Raw genomic sequence first — 17,802 nt, forward strand, 5'->3', positions numbered from 1 at the left:
ATGCTGACCCACTTCAATGACAGCGCCGGCCATTTTACCCTGCGCGATCCGGTATTGGCGGCTACCGATTATTTCCAGACCCTGCCGGTCTCGAAGATGGTTATGGCCAGTTACGCTGACATGGAGCTGGATAAAGTCATCATCGGCAGTGGCAAGATCTATAACGAGGTGAGTGACACCAATGGCGGCGTGTACGATGGGGACATGCGGGGTGATGTTGCCAAGTCTCAGGTCAGCGTCGGAATCAACCAGGCGAACTACGGAATCACCAGCAGCAATATGCGCCAGTGGTACACCCACGTGTTCAAGCAAATAACCAACCACCACGCCTGGGGCAATTATCAGAATGGCCGGGTTGGCCACGGGCTCAGTGGCGGCAACGGTATTGGTACATTGGTTGACAGCCGCGGCAACGAGGCCAGTCACGAATGGGGGCATGCTTATGGCCTGGGCCACTACCCGGGTGCCGGCCTGACCGAAGATGGCCGCTGGCAGCGGCATCATGCCGACAGTGGCTGGGGCTTTATCGCCCACCGTAACCGGATGCGGGACAACCTCTCCCATAACAACTGGTCAGAAACACCGGAGGCCCACGGCTCCCATTTCATGAGGCACATCCCCTACCGGAGAGACGCCATGTCTGGTGGCGGCGGTGGTAACCGGTTCTCCCAATACACCCATTACACCGGTTATTCCGCTCGTATTATCCAGAATGATCTGGCCAGATACCCCATTCCGGACGCCAGCTCTCCAACCGGGTATAAGAAATGGAATACGAGCACTGGCCAATATGAAACTCACCAATTCACCGGCGATACGCAAGTCCCGGCGCCAGCCCGCGTCGGCGTACCTGTCGCAACCTTGTTAGGCGGCTATGACCCGGATGGAACCGTGGGGGTAATCTATCCGGTATTCCATGGCAACTATGGCAATGTCTTCGATCTGCCGGAACCCGCCGCAACCGGAGACGCCTGCTGGCTAACCGTCAGCAATGACCAAGGTGAGCAGAAGCCGATTTCCGTGGGTGCGTCACGCCACCACAGCAGTACCATCAATCAACTGCACATCAATCTGGACGCCGAATTCCGGCCGACGCTGGCCGCACTCACTTGCCGGCGCGATGGCAGCGAGACTGAACTCGCCCGAATGGAATTTGATGGCCAGATTCCCGAGCTTCCACCGGCCGCTATTGTGGGCCAGGAACACGGTTTTGAGCAGTTGGCTAAAAGAGAAATGGCCACCCTCAATGGAGCGCTCAAGGAACTGAGCAACGATCCCTTCCCGCTGCTTGATGCAGGTGCTCAGGTACTGCTCGCCAGCTACCGTCCGGAGGACCTCAAGAACCGACTGGACGCCGATGCACAGCAGGTGCTCCAAAAGCTGCAGCAACGCCAGCAACATCAGGAACTGGCAGGGGCGCTGATTACCTCGCTTGAAGCGGCCAATGCCAGCCCGAAAGAGATACAGAATGCCCTGACCGATTTCCTGGTCCGGAAGGGACTGATTCGGGATGCCAACGATGTGGAGCTGGAAGGCACGGTACTCCGCAACGGCAATCAGCAACTGGCGTGGGCTCCGGATGAGAACGGCTACCTGCCGGTCATCAGCAGCGCAGAAGAACACCCGGACGCCGGTCGATGGCTGATGTCGGCCCGAGGCAGTCTGCACCCGGTGGAGCAGCCGTGGAACTGCCTGGTTCCATCAGGTGGACGACTTGGCCTCGCGCTTTGTGATCCGGCTCAGGAAAACCAGCAATGGCGATACCGGGACGACACCAGCCTGCAGAATGCCGGTTCCGGCCAGTGCATCGATTACGCCTGGCACAACCAGACGGTACTGATGTATGGCTGTCACGGTAATAGCAACCAACGCTGGCAGGGCATCAGCAAAACCGACAGTCCGCTGCTTGCCGCATTACCCGGCTACATTATCCAGACGTTGTACGGCAACTGAGATCGCCAACAGGGCCTGCACTGACAGGCCCTGTTCACCGGTTATTCGGTGGTATTGAACACATACGATGACACCGTGCCATCGCTGTTGAACCTGACCACCAGGTCGGTGGTTTCCGCGTCACCAAACGCAGACCAGCGGTACTTGCCATACGTCCAGGTGCGCTTGCCGTCTTCAACGCCGGTGCGCCAAGGCTCACCGAACATACTCTGGATCTCGGCCCGGGTGGTTTCACCGATCTGGATCTGGTCCACGTTGTGGGTGGCAAAGTCCTGGCCAACGGTGGCACAGCCAACCAACGCGCTCAGCAAAATGGCAAGGCCGGCCAGCTTGAAATTCCGAAGCAACGTCATATCGCACTCCTTTTAGCATCTAAATCAGGGCTTTCATCATAGCGTTTCTGTGTACCACTGCGATTACGAGTTGGATAACTTCAAGACACAAAAAAGCCGCGGGCCCGGAGGCGCGCGGCTAAGCACGATCGAAGGGACGATCAGTAAAGCTTGGTCAGAGCCTTCTTGGCGAAAGCCTCTACCTCGTTCAGGCGGCCTTCCTTCACTTTCACCAGCCACTCAGGATCCTGCAGCAGGGCACGGCCGACGGCGATAAGGTCAAACTCACCCTTGGTCATGCGCTCAACCAGCTCATCAATGCCGGACTGCTCTACCGCTTCCTGCTTGCTCGCAAATGTGCCGCTGATGAAGTCTTCGGTCAGGCCAACGCTGCCGACAGACATAGTGGGCTTGCCGGAGAGCTTCTGGGTCCAGCCGGCCAGGTTCAGGTTGGAACCTTCAAACTCTGGTTCCCAGAACCGGCGGGTAGAGGCGTGGAAAATATCCACACCGGCTTCTACCAGCGGCTTCAGGAACTGTTCCAGCTCTTCCGGAGTATTCACCAGTTTCGCTTCATAGGCCTGCTGCTTCCACTGAGAGAAACGCAGCATGATCGGGTAATCGGGACCGACGCGATGGCGCACTTCTTCCACGATTTCGACCACAAAGCGCAGGCGGTTTTCCATGCTGCCGCCGTACTCATCATCGCGCTGGTTAGTGCCTTCCCAAAGGAACTGATCCAGCAGGTAGCCGTGGGCACCGTGGATTTCCACACCGTCAAAACCCAGGGCTTTGGCGTCTTGCGCAGCATCGCCGAAGGCTTTGATCACGTCCTGGATGTCTTCTTTGCTCATGGCTTTACCGTTGGGCTTGCCAGGAGCAAACAAGCCAGACGGGCTGTAACCCGGTACCGAAGGATCGGGCTCCGTGCCTTCCTGGCGCACAGCACCCACGTGCCACAGCTGCGGGAAGATGGCGCCGCCAGCTTCGTGTACGGCATCAACCACTTTCTTCCAGCCCGCCAAGGCTTCGTCGCCATAAAATGCCGGCACGTTGGGGTAACCGTTGGCGGCCGGATGGTTCACGATGGTGCCTTCGGTGATGATCAGGCCAACACCGGCTTCAGCACGGCGGCGATAATAATCGACAACGTTTTCACCGGGCACACCGTTCGGGGAAAAATTACGGGTCATCGGAGCCATGGCTACGCGGTTACGCAGCTTGAGGTTGTGAAGTTCAAACGGCTCAAACAAAGGACCAAGATTCATACTCATGTGATGTGCAACCTCATTAATTTGGTTTCGTTAAGCAACCCTATTCAATCTGGTTTTAAAATGCAACCCTATTGGGTACACTCCCCTACATGGCCAGAAAACGTTTTGATGATTCCAGTTGCTCCGTCGCCCGCGCCCTCAATGAAGTGGGGGACTGGTGGTCTCTGTTGATTGTGCTGCACGCGATGTACGGCACCCGCCGTTTTGTGGATTTCCAACAACAATTGGGAATCGCCAAGAATATTCTGTGTGACCGCCTGGCCAAGCTGGTGGATAACGAAGTGTTGCGAAAGGTGGAAGCCGGTGAACATGGCTCCCGCTTTGAATATCGCCTGACCGAGAAAGGCCGGGACCTGTTCCCGGTGGTGGTGGCCTTGCGCCAGTGGGGGGATAAATGGAACCCGGCACCTGACGGCCAGCCACTGGATCTGCGCGACCGGGCAACCGGCCAGCCGGTAAAGACCGTGACCGTGCAGAATGCCGATGGCCAAACCCTGACCATCCGGGATGTGCTTGTAACCGAAGAGATTCAGCCCGCCAAAGACTCCGCCTGAGTATCGTGGAAAACCACACTCAGGCTGGTTTTTTGAGTTAAGTCAAAACCGCTGCTCAGCCCGCCAGGCCACCCGGCATTTCTTGCGCTAAATCAAGAACCATTACCCCACCATCGGTAAATTGAGGCCATCGAACTGTTTTCAATTAAGGAGATGGCTATGTCTCGTGGTTTCAAACTTGGTGTTCTGGCAGCGGCTGTAATGGCGGTTGCTCCGGCGGCTCAGGCTTTCGAAGCGGGTGATTTTATTGTTCGTGCGGGTGCAGTACATGTAGCTCCGGATGATTCCAGTGAAGTAATTACTGTGGGTTCTGTGGCGGCCCTCGGTGCGGACGCCCGTGTTGCAGTAGACTCCAACACACAGTTGGGTCTTCGTGGCACCTACATGCTCACAAGTAACCTTGGCTTGGGTGTGCTTGCGGCAACGCCATTCAAGCACAACATCAGTGGCGCTGGCGACATTGCAGCCTTGGGTGACATTGGTGAGACCAAGCAACTGCCACCAACTATTACCCTGCAGTACTACCCGATGAAGAGTTCATCTGCTGTACAGCCCTATGCGGGCGTAGGTGTTAACTACACGACTTTCTTCGAAGAGAAGACTGTTCTGGGTGAACTGGATCTGGATGACAGCGTGGGTGTCGCAGTAGAGTTCGGGGTGGACTACATGCTGAGCGAGCAGTTCGGCTTGAACGCCGCAGTCTGGTGGGCCGACATTAATACCGATGCACAAGTGACTCTGGCAGACGGCGTAACCAAAACCGACAAATTCGAAGTAGAAATCGACCCAATGGTCTACATGGTAGGTTTCACCTACAAGTTCTGATCCGGAGTCTCCCCGGCAGCTCGCAACTCACGGAGCTGCCGCAGGAACCACTCTCAGAACACAAAAAAGCGGGACTCTTCAGCCCCGCTTTTTTATTGTCCGGAAAACCGGATCAGATCACGCGCTCTGGCGCTGAGCCGGGCGACCACTTCTACCCTGCCCCTGACCACGACCTTGTCCTTCGCCCTGACCACCACGGCCACGACCGCCGCTGCGAGCAGCCGGTTTCGGGCCAAAGCTCTTGCCATTGCCTCCCTGAGGGCGACGATTCCGCGCCTTGCTCGGGTCGGCCTTGGCTTTGGGCTTCAGCGGCAGGTTGTTTTTCGGCTCGAAGCCTTCCACTTCCTTGCGCGGCAGCTGCTTCTTGATCAGCTTTTCGATACCCGCCAGCAGTTTGCCTTCATCGGCACTTACCAGCGACAACGCATGGCCACTTTCGCCGGCGCGGCCGGTACGGCCGATGCGGTGCACGTAGTCTTCCGGCACGTTCGGCAGTTCAAAGTTCACCACTTGCGGCAGCTGTTTGATGTCCAGGCCACGGGCGGCGATGTCGGTGGCAACCAGCACACGCACTTCACCGGCTTTAAAGTCTGCCAGCGCACGGGTACGGGCACCCTGTGACTTGTTGCCGTGAATGGCGGCGGCGGTGATGCCGTCCTTTTCCAGCTTCTGGGTCAGGCGGTTGGCGCCGTGCTTGGTGCGGGTGAATACCAGCACCTGGTCCCAGGCGTTGTCACGCACCAGCTTGCTCAGCAGCGCGGTCTTCTGGCTCTGGTCTACCGGGTACACCGACTGAATAATGCTTTCAGCCGAGGTGTTACGGGCAGCCACTTCTACCTGCACCGGATTATCCAGCAGGCCTTCGGCCAGACCACGGATCTCGTTGGAGAAGGTGGCAGAGAACAACAGGTTCTGACGCTTGGCGGGCAACAGGGCGAGGATCTTGCGGATGTCGCGGATAAAGCCCATGTCCAGCATGCGGTCGGCTTCGTCCAGCACCAGGATTTCCACTTCGTTGAAGCGCACAGCGTTTTGCTGGTACAGGTCCATCAGGCGGCCCGGTGTTGCCACCAGCACGTCGACGCCTTTGCGCAGCTTCATCATCTGCGGATTGATTTTCACACCACCAAATACCACAGCGGCTTTGGTGGGAACGTATTTGCTGTAAAGGTTCACACTGTCGTGTACCTGTGCTGCCAGCTCTCGGGTCGGGGTGAGAATCAACGCACGGGGGCCTTTGCCGTTACGCGGATTATCCGCCAGGCGCTGCAGAAGAGGCAGTGTAAAGCCGGCCGTTTTGCCGGTACCCGTCTGGGCGGCAGCCATCACGTCTCTACCGGACAATACCGCAGGAATCGCCTGCAGCTGAATGGGAGACGGGGTTTCATAACCCTGATCGGAAGTGGCACGAACCAGCTGCTCGGACAAACCGAGGGAGGAAAAACTCATATAAGGTGTACTCTTGATTGATTCTGCCTCCACGAACACCGTCGTCGGCGAATGCGGGCAGATGCCATGAAAATTCATGGAATAAAAGACGACTACGGTCACGCGCCGGGTTCGGGGTGACGTCCTCTGACAGGTCGTATGGATGGTTCGCAAAGCGGCCGTTGGCCGGAAACTGCGGAATCCCTAGAGGCAGGATGCAGGCACGGTAACAGAGCACCCGGCAAATAGCTATAGGTGGTTTTTATTAGCAGGCTTTCATTTATGCAAAAACATGGAACTCCCATGAATGTCTCCGGTCACTAGCCGCCGTATGCCAATAAAAACCCACAGGATTCCGGAGATTCCATGCTCAGCGTAGGCGTTGGCCCCCTCAGCCTGTCCATCGGGCACCTGCTTCTGGTGCTGGCCTTTGTGGTCGCCCTGATTGTAGGCGCCCTGACCGGCCGTAAAGAAAAAACCCCGGTAGCCGGCACCCTGGCCGATATCTTCCTGGTCGCCATGGTCAGTGCCCGTATCGGCTTTGTGGTGCGGTATTTTGGCGAGTATCAGGGCGACTGGCTGGGCATGATCGACATCCGCGACGGCGGTTTCGATATGGTGACCGGCCTGGTTGTTGCCCTGGCGTTCACCGGCTACCTGATGTGGAAACGGGCCGCCATGCGCCGGGCACTGGGCTCCGCCGTTGCCGCCGGGCTGATTACCTGGGGCGGCATCAGTGGCCTGATCGCCCTGATGAACCAGCAAACCCAGGGCCTGCCCGAAGTCGCCCTGACGGACCTGAACGCGCGCCCGGTAGACCTGGCCAACCTGGCGGGCGACCGGCCCACGGTGGTCAACCTCTGGGCCACCTGGTGCCCACCCTGCATTCGGGAAATGCCCGTGTTGGAAGAAGCGCAACAGCGTTATCCGGGCGTGAATTTTGTGTTTGCCAATCAGGGCGAGCACCCGGAAACCATCCGGAAATTCCTGATGGAACAGAATCTGAACCTGAGCCACGTCCTCAGTGACCGGCAGAACAACTTCGGCCGGGTGGTTGGCAGCCATGGCCTGCCCACTACCCTGTTCTACAACGCACAGGGCAACCTGGTGGATACCCACATGGGCGAGTTGTCCCGCGCCAGCCTGGTACGGAGCCTCGAGCGCTTTGATGCGAGCTATCTCAACTCCAACAGTAACTCATCGGCCGGGCAGAGTCAGGGCAAGAACACTCGCCAACACACTGGCCAGGACTAAACAGGAAACCGATAGTGTCAGGCTCCAACGGAGCGAGGCGTCTTTTGCACGGTAGCCGGTCAGCCGCTCCATGATCAACGCATTGGCGGCGAAGGGTGTGCCGAATGCGGTAATACCCCAGCCGCTGACCATGGCAAAGCCCAGACTCAGAAGGGCATCAGAAGGCCAGATCGAGCCCAGAATACCGCCAGCCAGCGTGCCTATTACAATCGGGTTTACCCCGCCTAACCCGGCCAGGAAAAAAATCCAGGGCACCAGCGCCGCGATCAGCGGCCATGCCCAGCCCGGCAGAGCAACGGTCGCCGCCATCTGACCCAGAACCACCGCACTGATCACCGAGCCTATAAACGCAGACCCACCGACTATGGCCAACTCGTTGCTGACGTTAGCCATGGCCGGCAATCGGGGAAGACGGCCCTTGAAGCCAGCGAGCACCCAGCCCGCTACCACCGCCATCAGGCAGCTCAGGGTCACGGCACGAGCGTAGTTCAGTTCATAGACATGACTGAAACCAAACACTCCGACACAAATCGCCGCAATAATGCCGCCAAACCTCAGCCAGCTTGCCAGTCCCGCTTTTTCATCGGCAGCGGCAGGCACAACATCTGGTTCCGGCTCCCGCCAGAGGAAGCCCGCACATAGAACGATCAGGGAAAACGGCAGTGAAATGGCCAGCAGTTGGGCACCGCCCAACCCGGGTAACAGGGTCAGCGTGAGCGCAACCGATATCGACAAGGGCGACCACATGGGCGACACGCCAAACCCTCTCACCACGGCCCGGGTGCTGTTGCGGGTGGCACTGGAATCGCCTGCGCGATGAATGCGTTCGGCGACCAGGCTGCCAACCACCGCTACTGATCCGAAATTAAGGGGTACCGAAACCAGGGCTGTGCCAAAAGCGAGACTGGCATACCGCCCCCGGGCGCTGCCACTGAACAGGCTGGAAGAAATCCGCTGCAAATCCCGCGAGCCGGCCAGCACCGACGACAACAGCATGACGGAAAGAATAAGCCCGGCCAGCCGGGTCATGTTACCGGCCGCCGCATCCACCAGTGCAGGGTCTCTACCCAATGCAAACGCCATTGCCAACACCGCCACCATGAACACCGCCTGTGGAACCCGGCGCATTTCGTGCCAGCCCAGCACCACAGCCAGGCCAACGGCACCAGCACCCAGGTAAGCCATGCCGGGTAACGAAGCCAGTACGGCAGCTGTTAAAGCGAAGTACGCGAGCGAAGAGCGCAAGATTGGCACAGTAAAACACCCTGAATGATCGAGCCAACCATATTAAGGAAGCTACTTACCCCGGGGTATCCGCAATTATGGGGATACCCGTCAGAATGCCATCTCAGCTCTGGCCGTGCAGTCGGGCACTTTCTTCCAGGCGTTTTTGCTCCTGCAGAAGCAATTCCCTGACATCCTGCAACTCGCGGATACGCAGCTCTACCGTTACCCGCTTTTCAGCCATCAACAAGGCTCCGTCTCGGCAATTGATTGTGTCAGACCGCACGGCATTCATCAGCGCGCGGATTTCTGCCAGCGAAAAACCTAACGACTTGAGCTGGCGCACCATGATGATTCGCTTGACCGCATGCTCAGAGTAATCCCGATAATTGTTGCCGGCCCTGGACACCTCCGTCAGCAACCCCTGTTTTTCGTAGTAGCGCAACGTATACCGGCTCACCCCGGTTCGCTGTTCAAGCTCGGCGATTCGCAACGGCCTGCCTCCCTGTTGACCTTAGAGTATGCTCCATACTTTAGGCTGCTTCTTGTTAACAGAACAAGGAGCGCAACATGAACATTCTCATCACCGGAGCCACCGGTTTCATTGGCAAGCACCTCTGCGTGGCGCTGACTCAGCAGGGGCACCACGTTATGGCTTTGATGCGAAATCCGGACAAGCTCCGATCTCTCCGGGAATTCGTTCAGGGCTCCGGCGGACAACCTGAGCGTATTACCGTCATGCAGGGTGATCTGGAAAAGCCGGGGTTGGGGCTGTCATCGGCACTGGAAGGTATTGACTGTATCGTGCATCTGGCGGCGCGGTTTGCCTGGAATCTTGCCCCCGATGAGGCCCGGCGCACCAACGTGACCGGCAGCTTGCACGTGGCCGAACTGGCAAAGCAACTGGACTGCCGATTGATCTTCATCACCGGGTTCATGCTGGCAAACGAGACTCACCTCGCACACCTTGGCATCAACCTCAGCCAGCCGGACCAAACGCGCTGGCAGGATGTCTATCGGCGAACCGGAGCCTATGAAGCCAGCAAGCTGGAGAGCGCATTCGCACTCAGGCACTACACCCAGGAACACGGGATGGACGCCGTGGAGATTCAGCCCGCCACGGTCGCCGGGCACAATACAACCGGTGAGATCGACCCCACCCAACCGCTCTTCAGCCTGATCGACAATGTCTTTCACGGCCGCATGGCGCTGATTCCCGGATCTCCGGCGCACTGGTTGCCACTGATTCCAGTCGACACTCTGGCGCTGGTGATTGCGGCAGCCTGCGGGGTGGAGCAGCCTCCCCTTCGCCTGCTGGTTCTGGACAACAAAACCCCGAACCTGCAAGGTTTGTTGAGAACACTGACCATGACCATGGGTATGAAAGCACCGCGTTGGCACCTGCCGATCCCCGTCATGCAGTGGCTGTTGAAGCTACCGGGGCTGGCCAGGGTATTGAACGTGTATCCGGAAGCTCTGGATTTCATTCAATCCCAAAGCTACAACACCTTGGATTTTCAGAGGTTTCTCGCCAGCATGAGGATTCCCGAACCTGCGTTCAGTGAGTACATCCAAACCACGGCACAGTACTACCGGAGTTTGGCTCCTGAGTGACTCAGGAGCCAAACAAGGCTGAGCGTAACGGTCTCAGAAAGCCTGCAGGCTCTGGCCTGGCTGCATGGCTGCGCTTGCCGTCGAACTCCAGATAGCCATCCTCGATCGCTTCAAAACGCAGGATTTTCACATCTTTCAGATAATCCTGCTCAGCCTTCCACGGGCCGTGAGTGCCCTGGCGAGGCAGGCGGTCTTCCGCCCGCTTGATGTAACCCGCGTCCAGTGACCCCATAACTGTGTCATCACCCAAGCTGTTTTCAGTATCCCGGGGCACCGCTACCCGGTAGTTGTTGCGATCCATGTGGTTGATCAAGCGGCACAGGTACTCGCTGGCGATATCCGCCTTGAGCGTCCAGGAAATATTGGTGTAGCCGAAGATCATGCCGGCATTGGGCATGCCCTCCACCATCACGTTCTTGTAGATTACTTTGTCTTTCAGAATCACATCCTGGCCATCGACGGTCGGCTTGATGCCCCCGAGCATCTGGATCTCCAGCCCGGTCGCCGGAATGATGATGTCGGCTGCCAGTTCTTCACCTGATTTCAGGCGAATACCTGTTTCGGTGAAACACTCGATGTGATCGGTCTTGATGGAGGCCGTGCCCGCCTTGATGGCCTCGAACAAGTCACCGTCTTTCACCACACACAGGCGCTGATCCCAGGGATTATAATCTGGTGTGAAGTGGCGCATATCCGCCTTGCCTTTGAGTTGTCGCTTGATGATCGACAGAAACAATCCGCGCATCGCCTTCGGACTCTTGCGGGAGCGCTCATAGAGCAACCGGGAGATCGAAATATTCCGCGCCCGGGTCAGCCGGTAGGCGGTTTTCTCAGGCAAAACCTTCTGCAACGCCAGGGTAATCTTGTCGACGGAAGGCAGTGGCATGAGGTAGGTCGGCGAACGCTGCAACATGGTCACGTGGGCGGCTTTTTCGGCCATGGTGGGCACCAGGGTAATTGCCGTGGCGCCACTGCCAATGACCACGACTTTCTTGCCGGTGTAATCCAGATTCTCCGGCCAGTGCTGGGGCTGCACGATATCACCCCTGAAGTCTTCCTCACCCGGGAAATCAGGCTTATAGCCCTGGTCGTAATTGTAATAACCGGTACAACCCACCAGAAAACTGGCGGTGTAGGTTTCCGTTTCACCGGTGCTTTCGTTCTGCGATGTCACCCGCCAGTGTTTGTCCTCGCTGGACCAGTCGGCGGTCTTGACAGCCGCACCGTAGCGAATGTGCTTTTCTACATCGTTCTCGCGGGCGGTGTCCGCCACGTACTGTTTGATGGAAGCACCATCTGCCAGCACCTGGCCACCCGTCCAGGGCCGGAAGTTGTAGCCGAAGGTGAACATGTCAGAGTCAGAGCGAATACCGGGGTAGCGAAACAGGTCCCAGGTACCACCCAGTGACTGGCGCCGCTCCAGGATGGCGAAACGCTTGCCCGGGCACTCCCGCTTGAGGTGGCACGCCATACCGATACCGGAAACGCCGGCGCCGATGATCAATACATCATAGTGTTGGTGGCTCATGATTGTTACTCCCGGGCTTATCCTTGTTATTTATGCCCACTACGTTACGCCCGCTACCAGCTCGTGCAATTGGCCAGTTCATCCCCGAAACCTCGTAGGCACGGCCAAAACTTGATTTTTGACAATGTGAATTGATCAAAGGTTGAGCGTTGTACTTCGTACTATGCTCTCGTATCTGATGGGCAGCAGACCAGGCCATCCGCGCTACAGGCAGCAAAACAACAATACCATGCACCAAGAAACTCTGATTACCAGGCATCAGACTCCGTTGCTGGAGCGACCACCGCTTGTCGAAGCCCTCGACCAGGGCGCCTGCAAGCGATTGGTATTGATAACCGCCCCGGCGGGCTCCGGAAAAACCACTCTGATTCGACAATGGCTGACAACCGATCCCGGTCGGCCCGTGGCGTTTATGGCTCTGAACGACCGCGACAACGATCCTGCCCGCTTCTTCGCCAGAATGAGCCAGGCCATCCGGGGCGAAGCGCAGGAATTCGACACCTCAGCTTTCACACCGTTCGACACCGGCACCAACAGTGACGCAGCGACCATTGCCGAAGCACTGCACGACAGCATGGCCCCGATCAGCCATCCGGTGATTCTGATTCTGGATGATGTCCAGCACCTGACCACAACACCGGTCATCCTCGACGTCCTTGACCGGCTGCTGGAACAGCCACCCAAGTGCCTGCACCTTGTGCTCTCCAGCCGGTCCAGGCCCGCACTGAAACTGAGCCGGTTACGGGTGGAGCAGCAATTGACCGAACTCACGGTCCGCGACCTCCGGTTCAGCCCGCAGGAAGCCGAAAAACTGTGTCACACCCTGGGCAACCCCGCCGTTTCCTCCAACACCCTGGACCACCTGTTGCGCATCACGGAGGGATGGATTACCGGGCTTCGCCTCGCGTTGCTGGCGGCACAGGAAAAGGGTGAGGAGGCACTGGATGCGTTTTCCGGCAACCAGCCCGAGGTCATGGCTTACTTTGGCGACATGGTTTTACAGGCCTTACCGGACTCGCTTCGAAGCCTGTGCCTGCAAAGCTCTCTGTTCGACCGGATGACCGGCTCCCTGTGCGACCAGGTGCTCAAGCACACCGGCAGCGCCCTGATGCTGGAACATCTGGCGCGGCAGGAACTGTTTCTGATGCCCCTCGATCATGACCCTGGCTGGTACCGGTTTCACCCGTTACTGCGGGAGTTTCTGCAAACCCGGCTGACCATGGAATCCCCGGCACTGATCCCGGTACTGCACCGACGAGCAACACACTGGTGGCTGAGCAGAAGCGATTATCATCAGGCACTCAAGCATGCTGAAAACAGCGACGATCCGACCCTGCTGGGTGACATTATTGAAACGGCCTTTGGCCTCTGGTCACGGGAGGGTCACTTTTCCCGCATTCTGTTCTGGGATTATCGCTTGCAGAACAGCCCTCTGTTGCAGCGCACAGGCGTGGCCGTCCCCCTGCTGTGCACACTGATCCTGTCTCGCCGCTTCCACCAGGCGGCCACCATGCTTGAACGCTTTCGTGAGGGCGGACCACAGGATGTGTCACCGGATCATCACAGAGTCCTGGTGCGGTTTCTTGAGCTCTATCTGGAGCTGTTCCAGAACGACAACCGGTTTATAGGCCGAGATGATTATGAAGAGCTTATCCGGCAAAGCCGGCACTACGATGTCTTCCCCCTGAGCCTGTGCATGGCCGCCTATCATCACCTGCAGCATGCTCGTCCCGAACAGGCCCTGGATTACGCCAGTCGCGCACGGGAAGTTCTGAAACAGGGCGGCCACCACTTCATGATGGACTACGCCGGCCTGATCATTGCCCTGTGCAACCGAAGCCTTGGGCGGCCAAGACAGGCCACCCGGGACATACAGGATGCCTATCAGAAAATGCCCACGGATGGTGCTGCCCGAACGCTCAGGAGCACAGCCATGGTGGTTGCACTGTACGACCAGAACCACCTCAGCCGGGCCTGTGAGCTGTGCGGCGAGCTGCTCCCCAAACTGAACAAGGCTTCAGCCATTGAGGTCATCGCCAGCGTTTACCTGACCTACGCCCGCTGTCTGTTTGCACTGGGTTACAAAGACAAAGCCACCCATATACTCGGCAAGCTGGAGCACATACTGGAGCCCGAGAAAAACCGACGCTTTATCGGCCATCTGATTGCCGAGCGAATTCGCCAGGCCTGGCTTTCCGGCGCGCGTGAACTTGCCGGACAGGCCGCACGCAGCGCCGGCCTGACCGATCTCCTGCAACGGGGTGACTGGGACAAGCCCGGCACCTACTCGGAATATCGGGAACGGCTGGGGCTGGCCACGGTGTATTGGCTCCGGGCAACCGGCCGCCACGCCATGGCCGGGCGAATTCTTCGCGTATTGGCACAGGAAGTTTCCGGCACCGGCCTCGTCACCCGGGCGCTAACCATCGATGCCAATGAATGGCTGACGCGAACGGAGCCAACCGGCAGCAGTCGGCAAGCCATGGACACCCTGATTCAGAAGCATGGCCTGCACAACATGACCCGCAATATCTTCGACGAAGCCCCTGGATTCGGTGAACTGCTGGCCACCGCCACACAGCAAGGGCTGGTCTTGCCAGACAGCTACAGGTCGATGTACGGCGAACTGGTAGACACCACGGCCCGGCAAACCAACACCGTCCGGCCAGACCCCTTCAGTCTGCTGACCAGCCGGGAACAGGAAATCTATCGGGGCCTGCTCGCTGGCCTCAATAACACTGGCCTCAGCGAGCTCACCGGCACCACGCTCTCCACCACCAAATGGCACCTCAAGAACATCTACAGCAAACTCGGTGTTTCCAACCGCACCGAAGCCGTCCTGCTGATGTCCGGCCAGGATGCGCCCGGGCCTGGAGCCTGACACGACAGCAAAAATGTACAGCCGTTCACATTTTTTGAAAGCCTGCTCTCGAACTGCGCTCTCCCCCTCCCCAGGTAGGGGGAAATCCCCTCCCCCTTAAGCGAGCCTTTGCCCTGCTCCAACAATCACAATAACCACAAGCAAGGAGAGGGATCATGAGCATCACTCCATGGGTCACCTGGCCCGCACTCACAAAGTTCGGCACCATCGGCATCGTCGGCGGCCTGCTGACCCTCGGCATAGAGCGTACCGAACTGCTCAATAACAATATGTTCGATGTGGAAAACTGGGACCGCCTGAACGCCGACATCACCTGTGATGAACGCAGCAAGACGGCCCGGACCGAAGACGGTACCTGTAACATCCTGGAAAACCCGGCAGAAGGTTCTGCCTTCGCCCGTTTCGGACGAAACGTAGACACTGAACTCACCTACGCGGAAACCGAAAACGACATCCTGCTGACCCCGAACCCCCGCGAAGTGAGTAACGTGCTCATGGCCCGCGGCGAGGACATGCAGCCAGCCACCATCGTGAACTTTGCCGCCGCAGCGTGGATTCAGTTCATGGTGCACGACTGGTTTGACCACGGCCCCCGTATTGATGGCAACGACATCGTCTTCCCGCTGCCTCCTGGCGACCCGCTAGGCTCCGGCACCATGAGAGTGCAACGCACCCAGCCGGACCCAAGCCGCACCGCCGCCGATGCCGGCCGCCCCGCCACCTACCAGAACACCAACACCCACTGGTGGGATGGCTCCCAGCTGTATGGCAGCGACAAGGAAACCAGCGACAAGGTTCGCGCCTTCGTTGACGGCAAGTTGAAAGTGGATACCGACAACACCCTGCCCACCGAATTCATGAGTGGCAAACCGGTCACCGGCTTTAACGAGAACTGGTGGGTGGGGCTGAGCATGCTGCACCGGCTGTTCACCCAGGAACACAACGCCATTGCCGAGCGTCTGAAACAGCAGTACCCGAACGCCACAGACCAGTGGCTGTACGACAAGGCCCGCCTGGTGAACGCCGCCCTGATGGCCAAGATCCACACGGTGGAATGGACCCCCGCTATCCTCGATAACCCGGTCCTCGAACGCGCCATGTACGCCAACTGGTGGGGCGTGGGCGGTGACATCGAAAACCGTGAGTTCTTCCAGGAAGCGCTGGATGAGCTGAGCAACAACGTGTCTGGCATTGCCAACCTGTTCCGGCTGCTGGGCATCGACAGCGACCTCGCCAATATGGAACCCGGCGTGATTGATCACGCTCTGGGCGGCCTGGTTGGCTCCCGTGCACCGAACAACTACGACGTGCCCTACACCCTGACCGAAGAGTTCGTGTCGGTCTACCGCATGCACCCGCTGATGCGGGATGACATCGAAGTGTACGATGTAGGCACCAACGTGGTGAGCGAGCGGATTGCCATTCCGGACACCCGTGACGGCGACGCCGAAAACGTACTGGATGACGTTGGCGCAGACCGCCTGTGGTATTCCTTCGGCATCACCCACCCGGGTGCCCTGGTGTTGGAAAATTACCCGGAATTCCTGCGTAACCTGTCGATACCGCTGGTTGGCGATATTGATATGGCCGCCATTGACGTACTGCGTGACCGCGAGCGTGGCGTGCCCCGCTACAACGAGTTCCGCCGTGCCATCGGCCTCAAGGAAATCAAGACGTTTGAAGACCTGACCTCCGATCCGGAACTGCTGGCCAACCTCAAGCGCCTGTACAACAACGACGTAGAACTGATCGATACCCTGGTCGGTTCACTGGCCGAAGAAACCCGTCCGGACGGCTTCGGCTTCGGTGAAACCTCGTTCCAGATCTTCATCCTGAACGCGTCCCGTCGATTGATGACCGACCGTTTCTTTACCACCGATTACACCCCCGAGGTGTATACCCCGGAAGGCATGGCGTGGGTGGAAAACAACACCATGGTCGACGTACTCAAGCGCCATCACCCGGCCTTGACCAGCGCTCTGGCAGGCATGGATAACGCCTTCAAGCCCTGGGGCCTGAACATGCCGGCGGAATACGAGAACTGGAGTGCCGAGCAGAAGCAGATGCACTTGTGGGTGAACGGCGCCGTGCGCACTGAATACAAAGACGGAGAGCTGCCCGCCCAGCAGGATGTGGACATCGGCGGCCTGATCAGCAAGGTGCTGTGGGACAAGGTAAGGGTGGAGTCCGATGTCGCTCCGGCGGGTTATGAAAAGCCCATTCACCCACAGGCCGTTATGGGCCGGGTACAGTTCAATGCCACGTCTGGCCACGGGTTTACCGGCCTGTTTGAAGGCGCTGATCACGGCCTTCTGAGGCTGTCGATCACCGGCGATCCTGAAGAGCGTGGTTTTGCACCGGGCCTGGCGCTGAAACTGTTCGTGGATGGCCAGCCATCGCGTAACGTTTCTGCCCTTTACACCCTGTCCGGCCAGGATGACAACCACAACTTCTTCGCCAACGAGCTGTCGAACTACGTGTCGCCGGAGCTCAACGACTCCCTCGGCAGCACCGTGCTGTTCTCGCTGGTCACCACCAAGCCCACCCGCCTGATGGTCAACGACTTCTCGGAGATCTCCCAGAACGGCAACGCCGTAGGCGACCCGAAGGCACCCACTCAGGTGTACTTCGTACCCAACCCGGACCTGAAGGCCAACTTCCCGAGCGAGCCTCACGACTTCCGGGAAAGCCTGATGACGCTGACCGAAGGCACCAAGCTGTATGACGTGTACGCCACCGATTCAGCCATCCGCACGTCGATCTTCCCATCGCGCAATCGCAGGCTGGCCGAAGAGCGCCGCAACAGCGCCCGCAAGGTCGGTGAGCTAACTCTGACTTCGAACCTGATCGCCTCACAATTCGGTGATACCGGCGTGTTCTTCAAGCATGAGCGTTACGAAGACCGATAACCCTAGCGATTCTGCTTAGAGCACTT

Annotated in this window: 13 protein-coding genes; 7 read left to right on the forward strand and 6 right to left on the reverse strand. The window is 58.4% G+C overall.

The annotated features are described in order from the left end of the window. A complete protein-coding gene (locus QPL95_RS04585; RefSeq protein ID WP_303289828.1) occupies positions 1-1,953 on the forward strand; it encodes a TagA domain-containing protein in 1,953 nt (650 codons plus the stop codon). Positions 1,954-1,994: 41 nt separating this feature from the next. On the opposite strand, the gene bamE is transcribed toward QPL95_RS04585, so the two are convergent. Then, positions 1,995-2,306 (reverse strand): outer membrane protein assembly factor BamE, encoded by a 312-nt coding sequence (bamE, locus tag QPL95_RS04590; RefSeq protein ID WP_303289829.1) that lies wholly within the window; start codon positions 2,304-2,306, stop codon positions 1,995-1,997. A 140-nt stretch (positions 2,307-2,446) separates the two neighbouring features. Then, positions 2,447-3,559 (reverse strand): NADH:flavin oxidoreductase, encoded by a 1,113-nt coding sequence (locus QPL95_RS04595; protein WP_303289830.1) that lies wholly within the window; start codon positions 3,557-3,559, stop codon positions 2,447-2,449. Between the two features lie 89 nt (positions 3,560-3,648). Here QPL95_RS04595 and QPL95_RS04600 point away from each other — a divergent pair, with 89 nt between their 5' ends. Then, complete coding sequence (locus QPL95_RS04600; protein WP_303289831.1) at positions 3,649-4,113, forward strand: helix-turn-helix domain-containing protein; 465 nt, start codon at positions 3,649-3,651, stop codon at positions 4,111-4,113. Between the two features lie 159 nt (positions 4,114-4,272). Beyond that, a complete protein-coding gene (locus QPL95_RS04605; RefSeq protein ID WP_303289832.1) occupies positions 4,273-4,938 on the forward strand; it encodes an OmpW family protein in 666 nt (221 codons plus the stop codon). 117 nt (positions 4,939-5,055) lie between these two features. Here the strand turns inward: QPL95_RS04605 and QPL95_RS04610 are convergent, their stop codons facing one another. Then, entirely contained in the window at positions 5,056-6,387 is a 1,332-nt protein-coding gene (locus tag QPL95_RS04610) for a DEAD/DEAH box helicase (RefSeq protein ID WP_303289833.1), read from the reverse strand. Between the two features lie 345 nt (positions 6,388-6,732). Between QPL95_RS04610 and QPL95_RS04615 the strand changes: the two genes are divergently transcribed. Continuing rightward, a complete protein-coding gene (locus QPL95_RS04615; protein WP_303289834.1) occupies positions 6,733-7,620 on the forward strand; it encodes a TlpA disulfide reductase family protein in 888 nt (295 codons plus the stop codon). Here the strand turns inward: QPL95_RS04615 and QPL95_RS04620 are convergent. Both QPL95_RS04620 and QPL95_RS04625 read right to left on the reverse strand, forming a co-directional pair. Beyond that, positions 7,564-8,874, reverse strand: a complete 1,311-nt coding sequence (locus QPL95_RS04620) for a hypothetical protein (protein ID WP_303289835.1) — start codon at positions 8,872-8,874, stop codon at positions 7,564-7,566. The two genes, QPL95_RS04615 and QPL95_RS04620, sit on opposite strands and share 57 nt — an antisense overlap. Before the next feature lie 94 nt (positions 8,875-8,968). Beyond that, positions 8,969-9,337, reverse strand: a complete 369-nt coding sequence (locus QPL95_RS04625) for a MerR family transcriptional regulator (protein WP_303289836.1) — start codon at positions 9,335-9,337, stop codon at positions 8,969-8,971. Between the two features lie 77 nt (positions 9,338-9,414). Here QPL95_RS04625 and QPL95_RS04630 point away from each other — a divergent pair, with 77 nt between their 5' ends. Beyond that, complete coding sequence (locus QPL95_RS04630; RefSeq protein WP_303289837.1) at positions 9,415-10,458, forward strand: SDR family oxidoreductase; 1,044 nt, start codon at positions 9,415-9,417, stop codon at positions 10,456-10,458. Position 10,459: 1 nt separating this feature from the next. Here QPL95_RS04630 and QPL95_RS04635 read toward each other — a convergent pair whose 3' ends face one another. Further along, a complete protein-coding gene (locus QPL95_RS04635) occupies positions 10,460-11,986 on the reverse strand; it encodes an NAD(P)/FAD-dependent oxidoreductase (protein WP_303289838.1) in 1,527 nt (508 codons plus the stop codon). A gap of 229 nt (positions 11,987-12,215) precedes the next feature. On the opposite strand from QPL95_RS04635, the gene QPL95_RS04640 reads away from it, so the two are divergent. Together QPL95_RS04640 and QPL95_RS04645 are read left to right on the forward strand one after the other, a co-directional pair. Beyond that, entirely contained in the window at positions 12,216-14,867 is a 2,652-nt protein-coding gene (locus QPL95_RS04640; RefSeq protein ID WP_303289839.1) for an AAA family ATPase, read from the forward strand. A gap of 155 nt (positions 14,868-15,022) precedes the next feature. Then, on the forward strand, positions 15,023-17,776 hold the full coding sequence (locus tag QPL95_RS04645) for a peroxidase family protein (RefSeq protein ID WP_303289840.1): 2,754 nt from the start codon (positions 15,023-15,025) through the stop codon (positions 17,774-17,776). Positions 17,777-17,802: the final 26 nt, after the last annotated feature.

The sequence above is a fragment of the Marinobacter sp. SS5-14b genome (assembly GCF_030541005.1).
Taxonomy (GTDB): domain Bacteria; phylum Pseudomonadota; class Gammaproteobacteria; order Pseudomonadales; family Oleiphilaceae; genus Marinobacter.

Bases quoted from the DNA above. Each gene is read 5' to 3' on its own strand.
- QPL95_RS04640 (WP_303289839.1), top strand. From the start codon at position 12,216: ATGCACCAAGAAACTCTGATTACCAGGCATCAGACTCCGTTGCTGGAG.
- QPL95_RS04585 (WP_303289828.1), top strand. From the start codon at position 1: ATGCTGACCCACTTCAATGACAGCGCCGGCCATTTTACCCTGCGCGAT.
- QPL95_RS04600 (WP_303289831.1), top strand. From the start codon at position 3,649: ATGGCCAGAAAACGTTTTGATGATTCCAGTTGCTCCGTCGCCCGCGCC.
- QPL95_RS04635 (WP_303289838.1), bottom strand. From the start codon at position 11,986: ATGAGCCACCAACACTATGATGTATTGATCATCGGCGCCGGCGTTTCC.
- QPL95_RS04610 (WP_303289833.1), bottom strand. From the start codon at position 6,387: ATGAGTTTTTCCTCCCTCGGTTTGTCCGAGCAGCTGGTTCGTGCCACT.
- QPL95_RS04595 (WP_303289830.1), bottom strand. From the start codon at position 3,559: ATGAGTATGAATCTTGGTCCTTTGTTTGAGCCGTTTGAACTTCACAAC.
- QPL95_RS04630 (WP_303289837.1), top strand. From the start codon at position 9,415: ATGAACATTCTCATCACCGGAGCCACCGGTTTCATTGGCAAGCACCTC.
- QPL95_RS04605 (WP_303289832.1), top strand. From the start codon at position 4,273: ATGTCTCGTGGTTTCAAACTTGGTGTTCTGGCAGCGGCTGTAATGGCG.
- bamE (WP_303289829.1), bottom strand. From the start codon at position 2,306: ATGACGTTGCTTCGGAATTTCAAGCTGGCCGGCCTTGCCATTTTGCTG.
- QPL95_RS04615 (WP_303289834.1), top strand. From the start codon at position 6,733: ATGCTCAGCGTAGGCGTTGGCCCCCTCAGCCTGTCCATCGGGCACCTG.
- QPL95_RS04645 (WP_303289840.1), top strand. From the start codon at position 15,023: ATGAGCATCACTCCATGGGTCACCTGGCCCGCACTCACAAAGTTCGGC.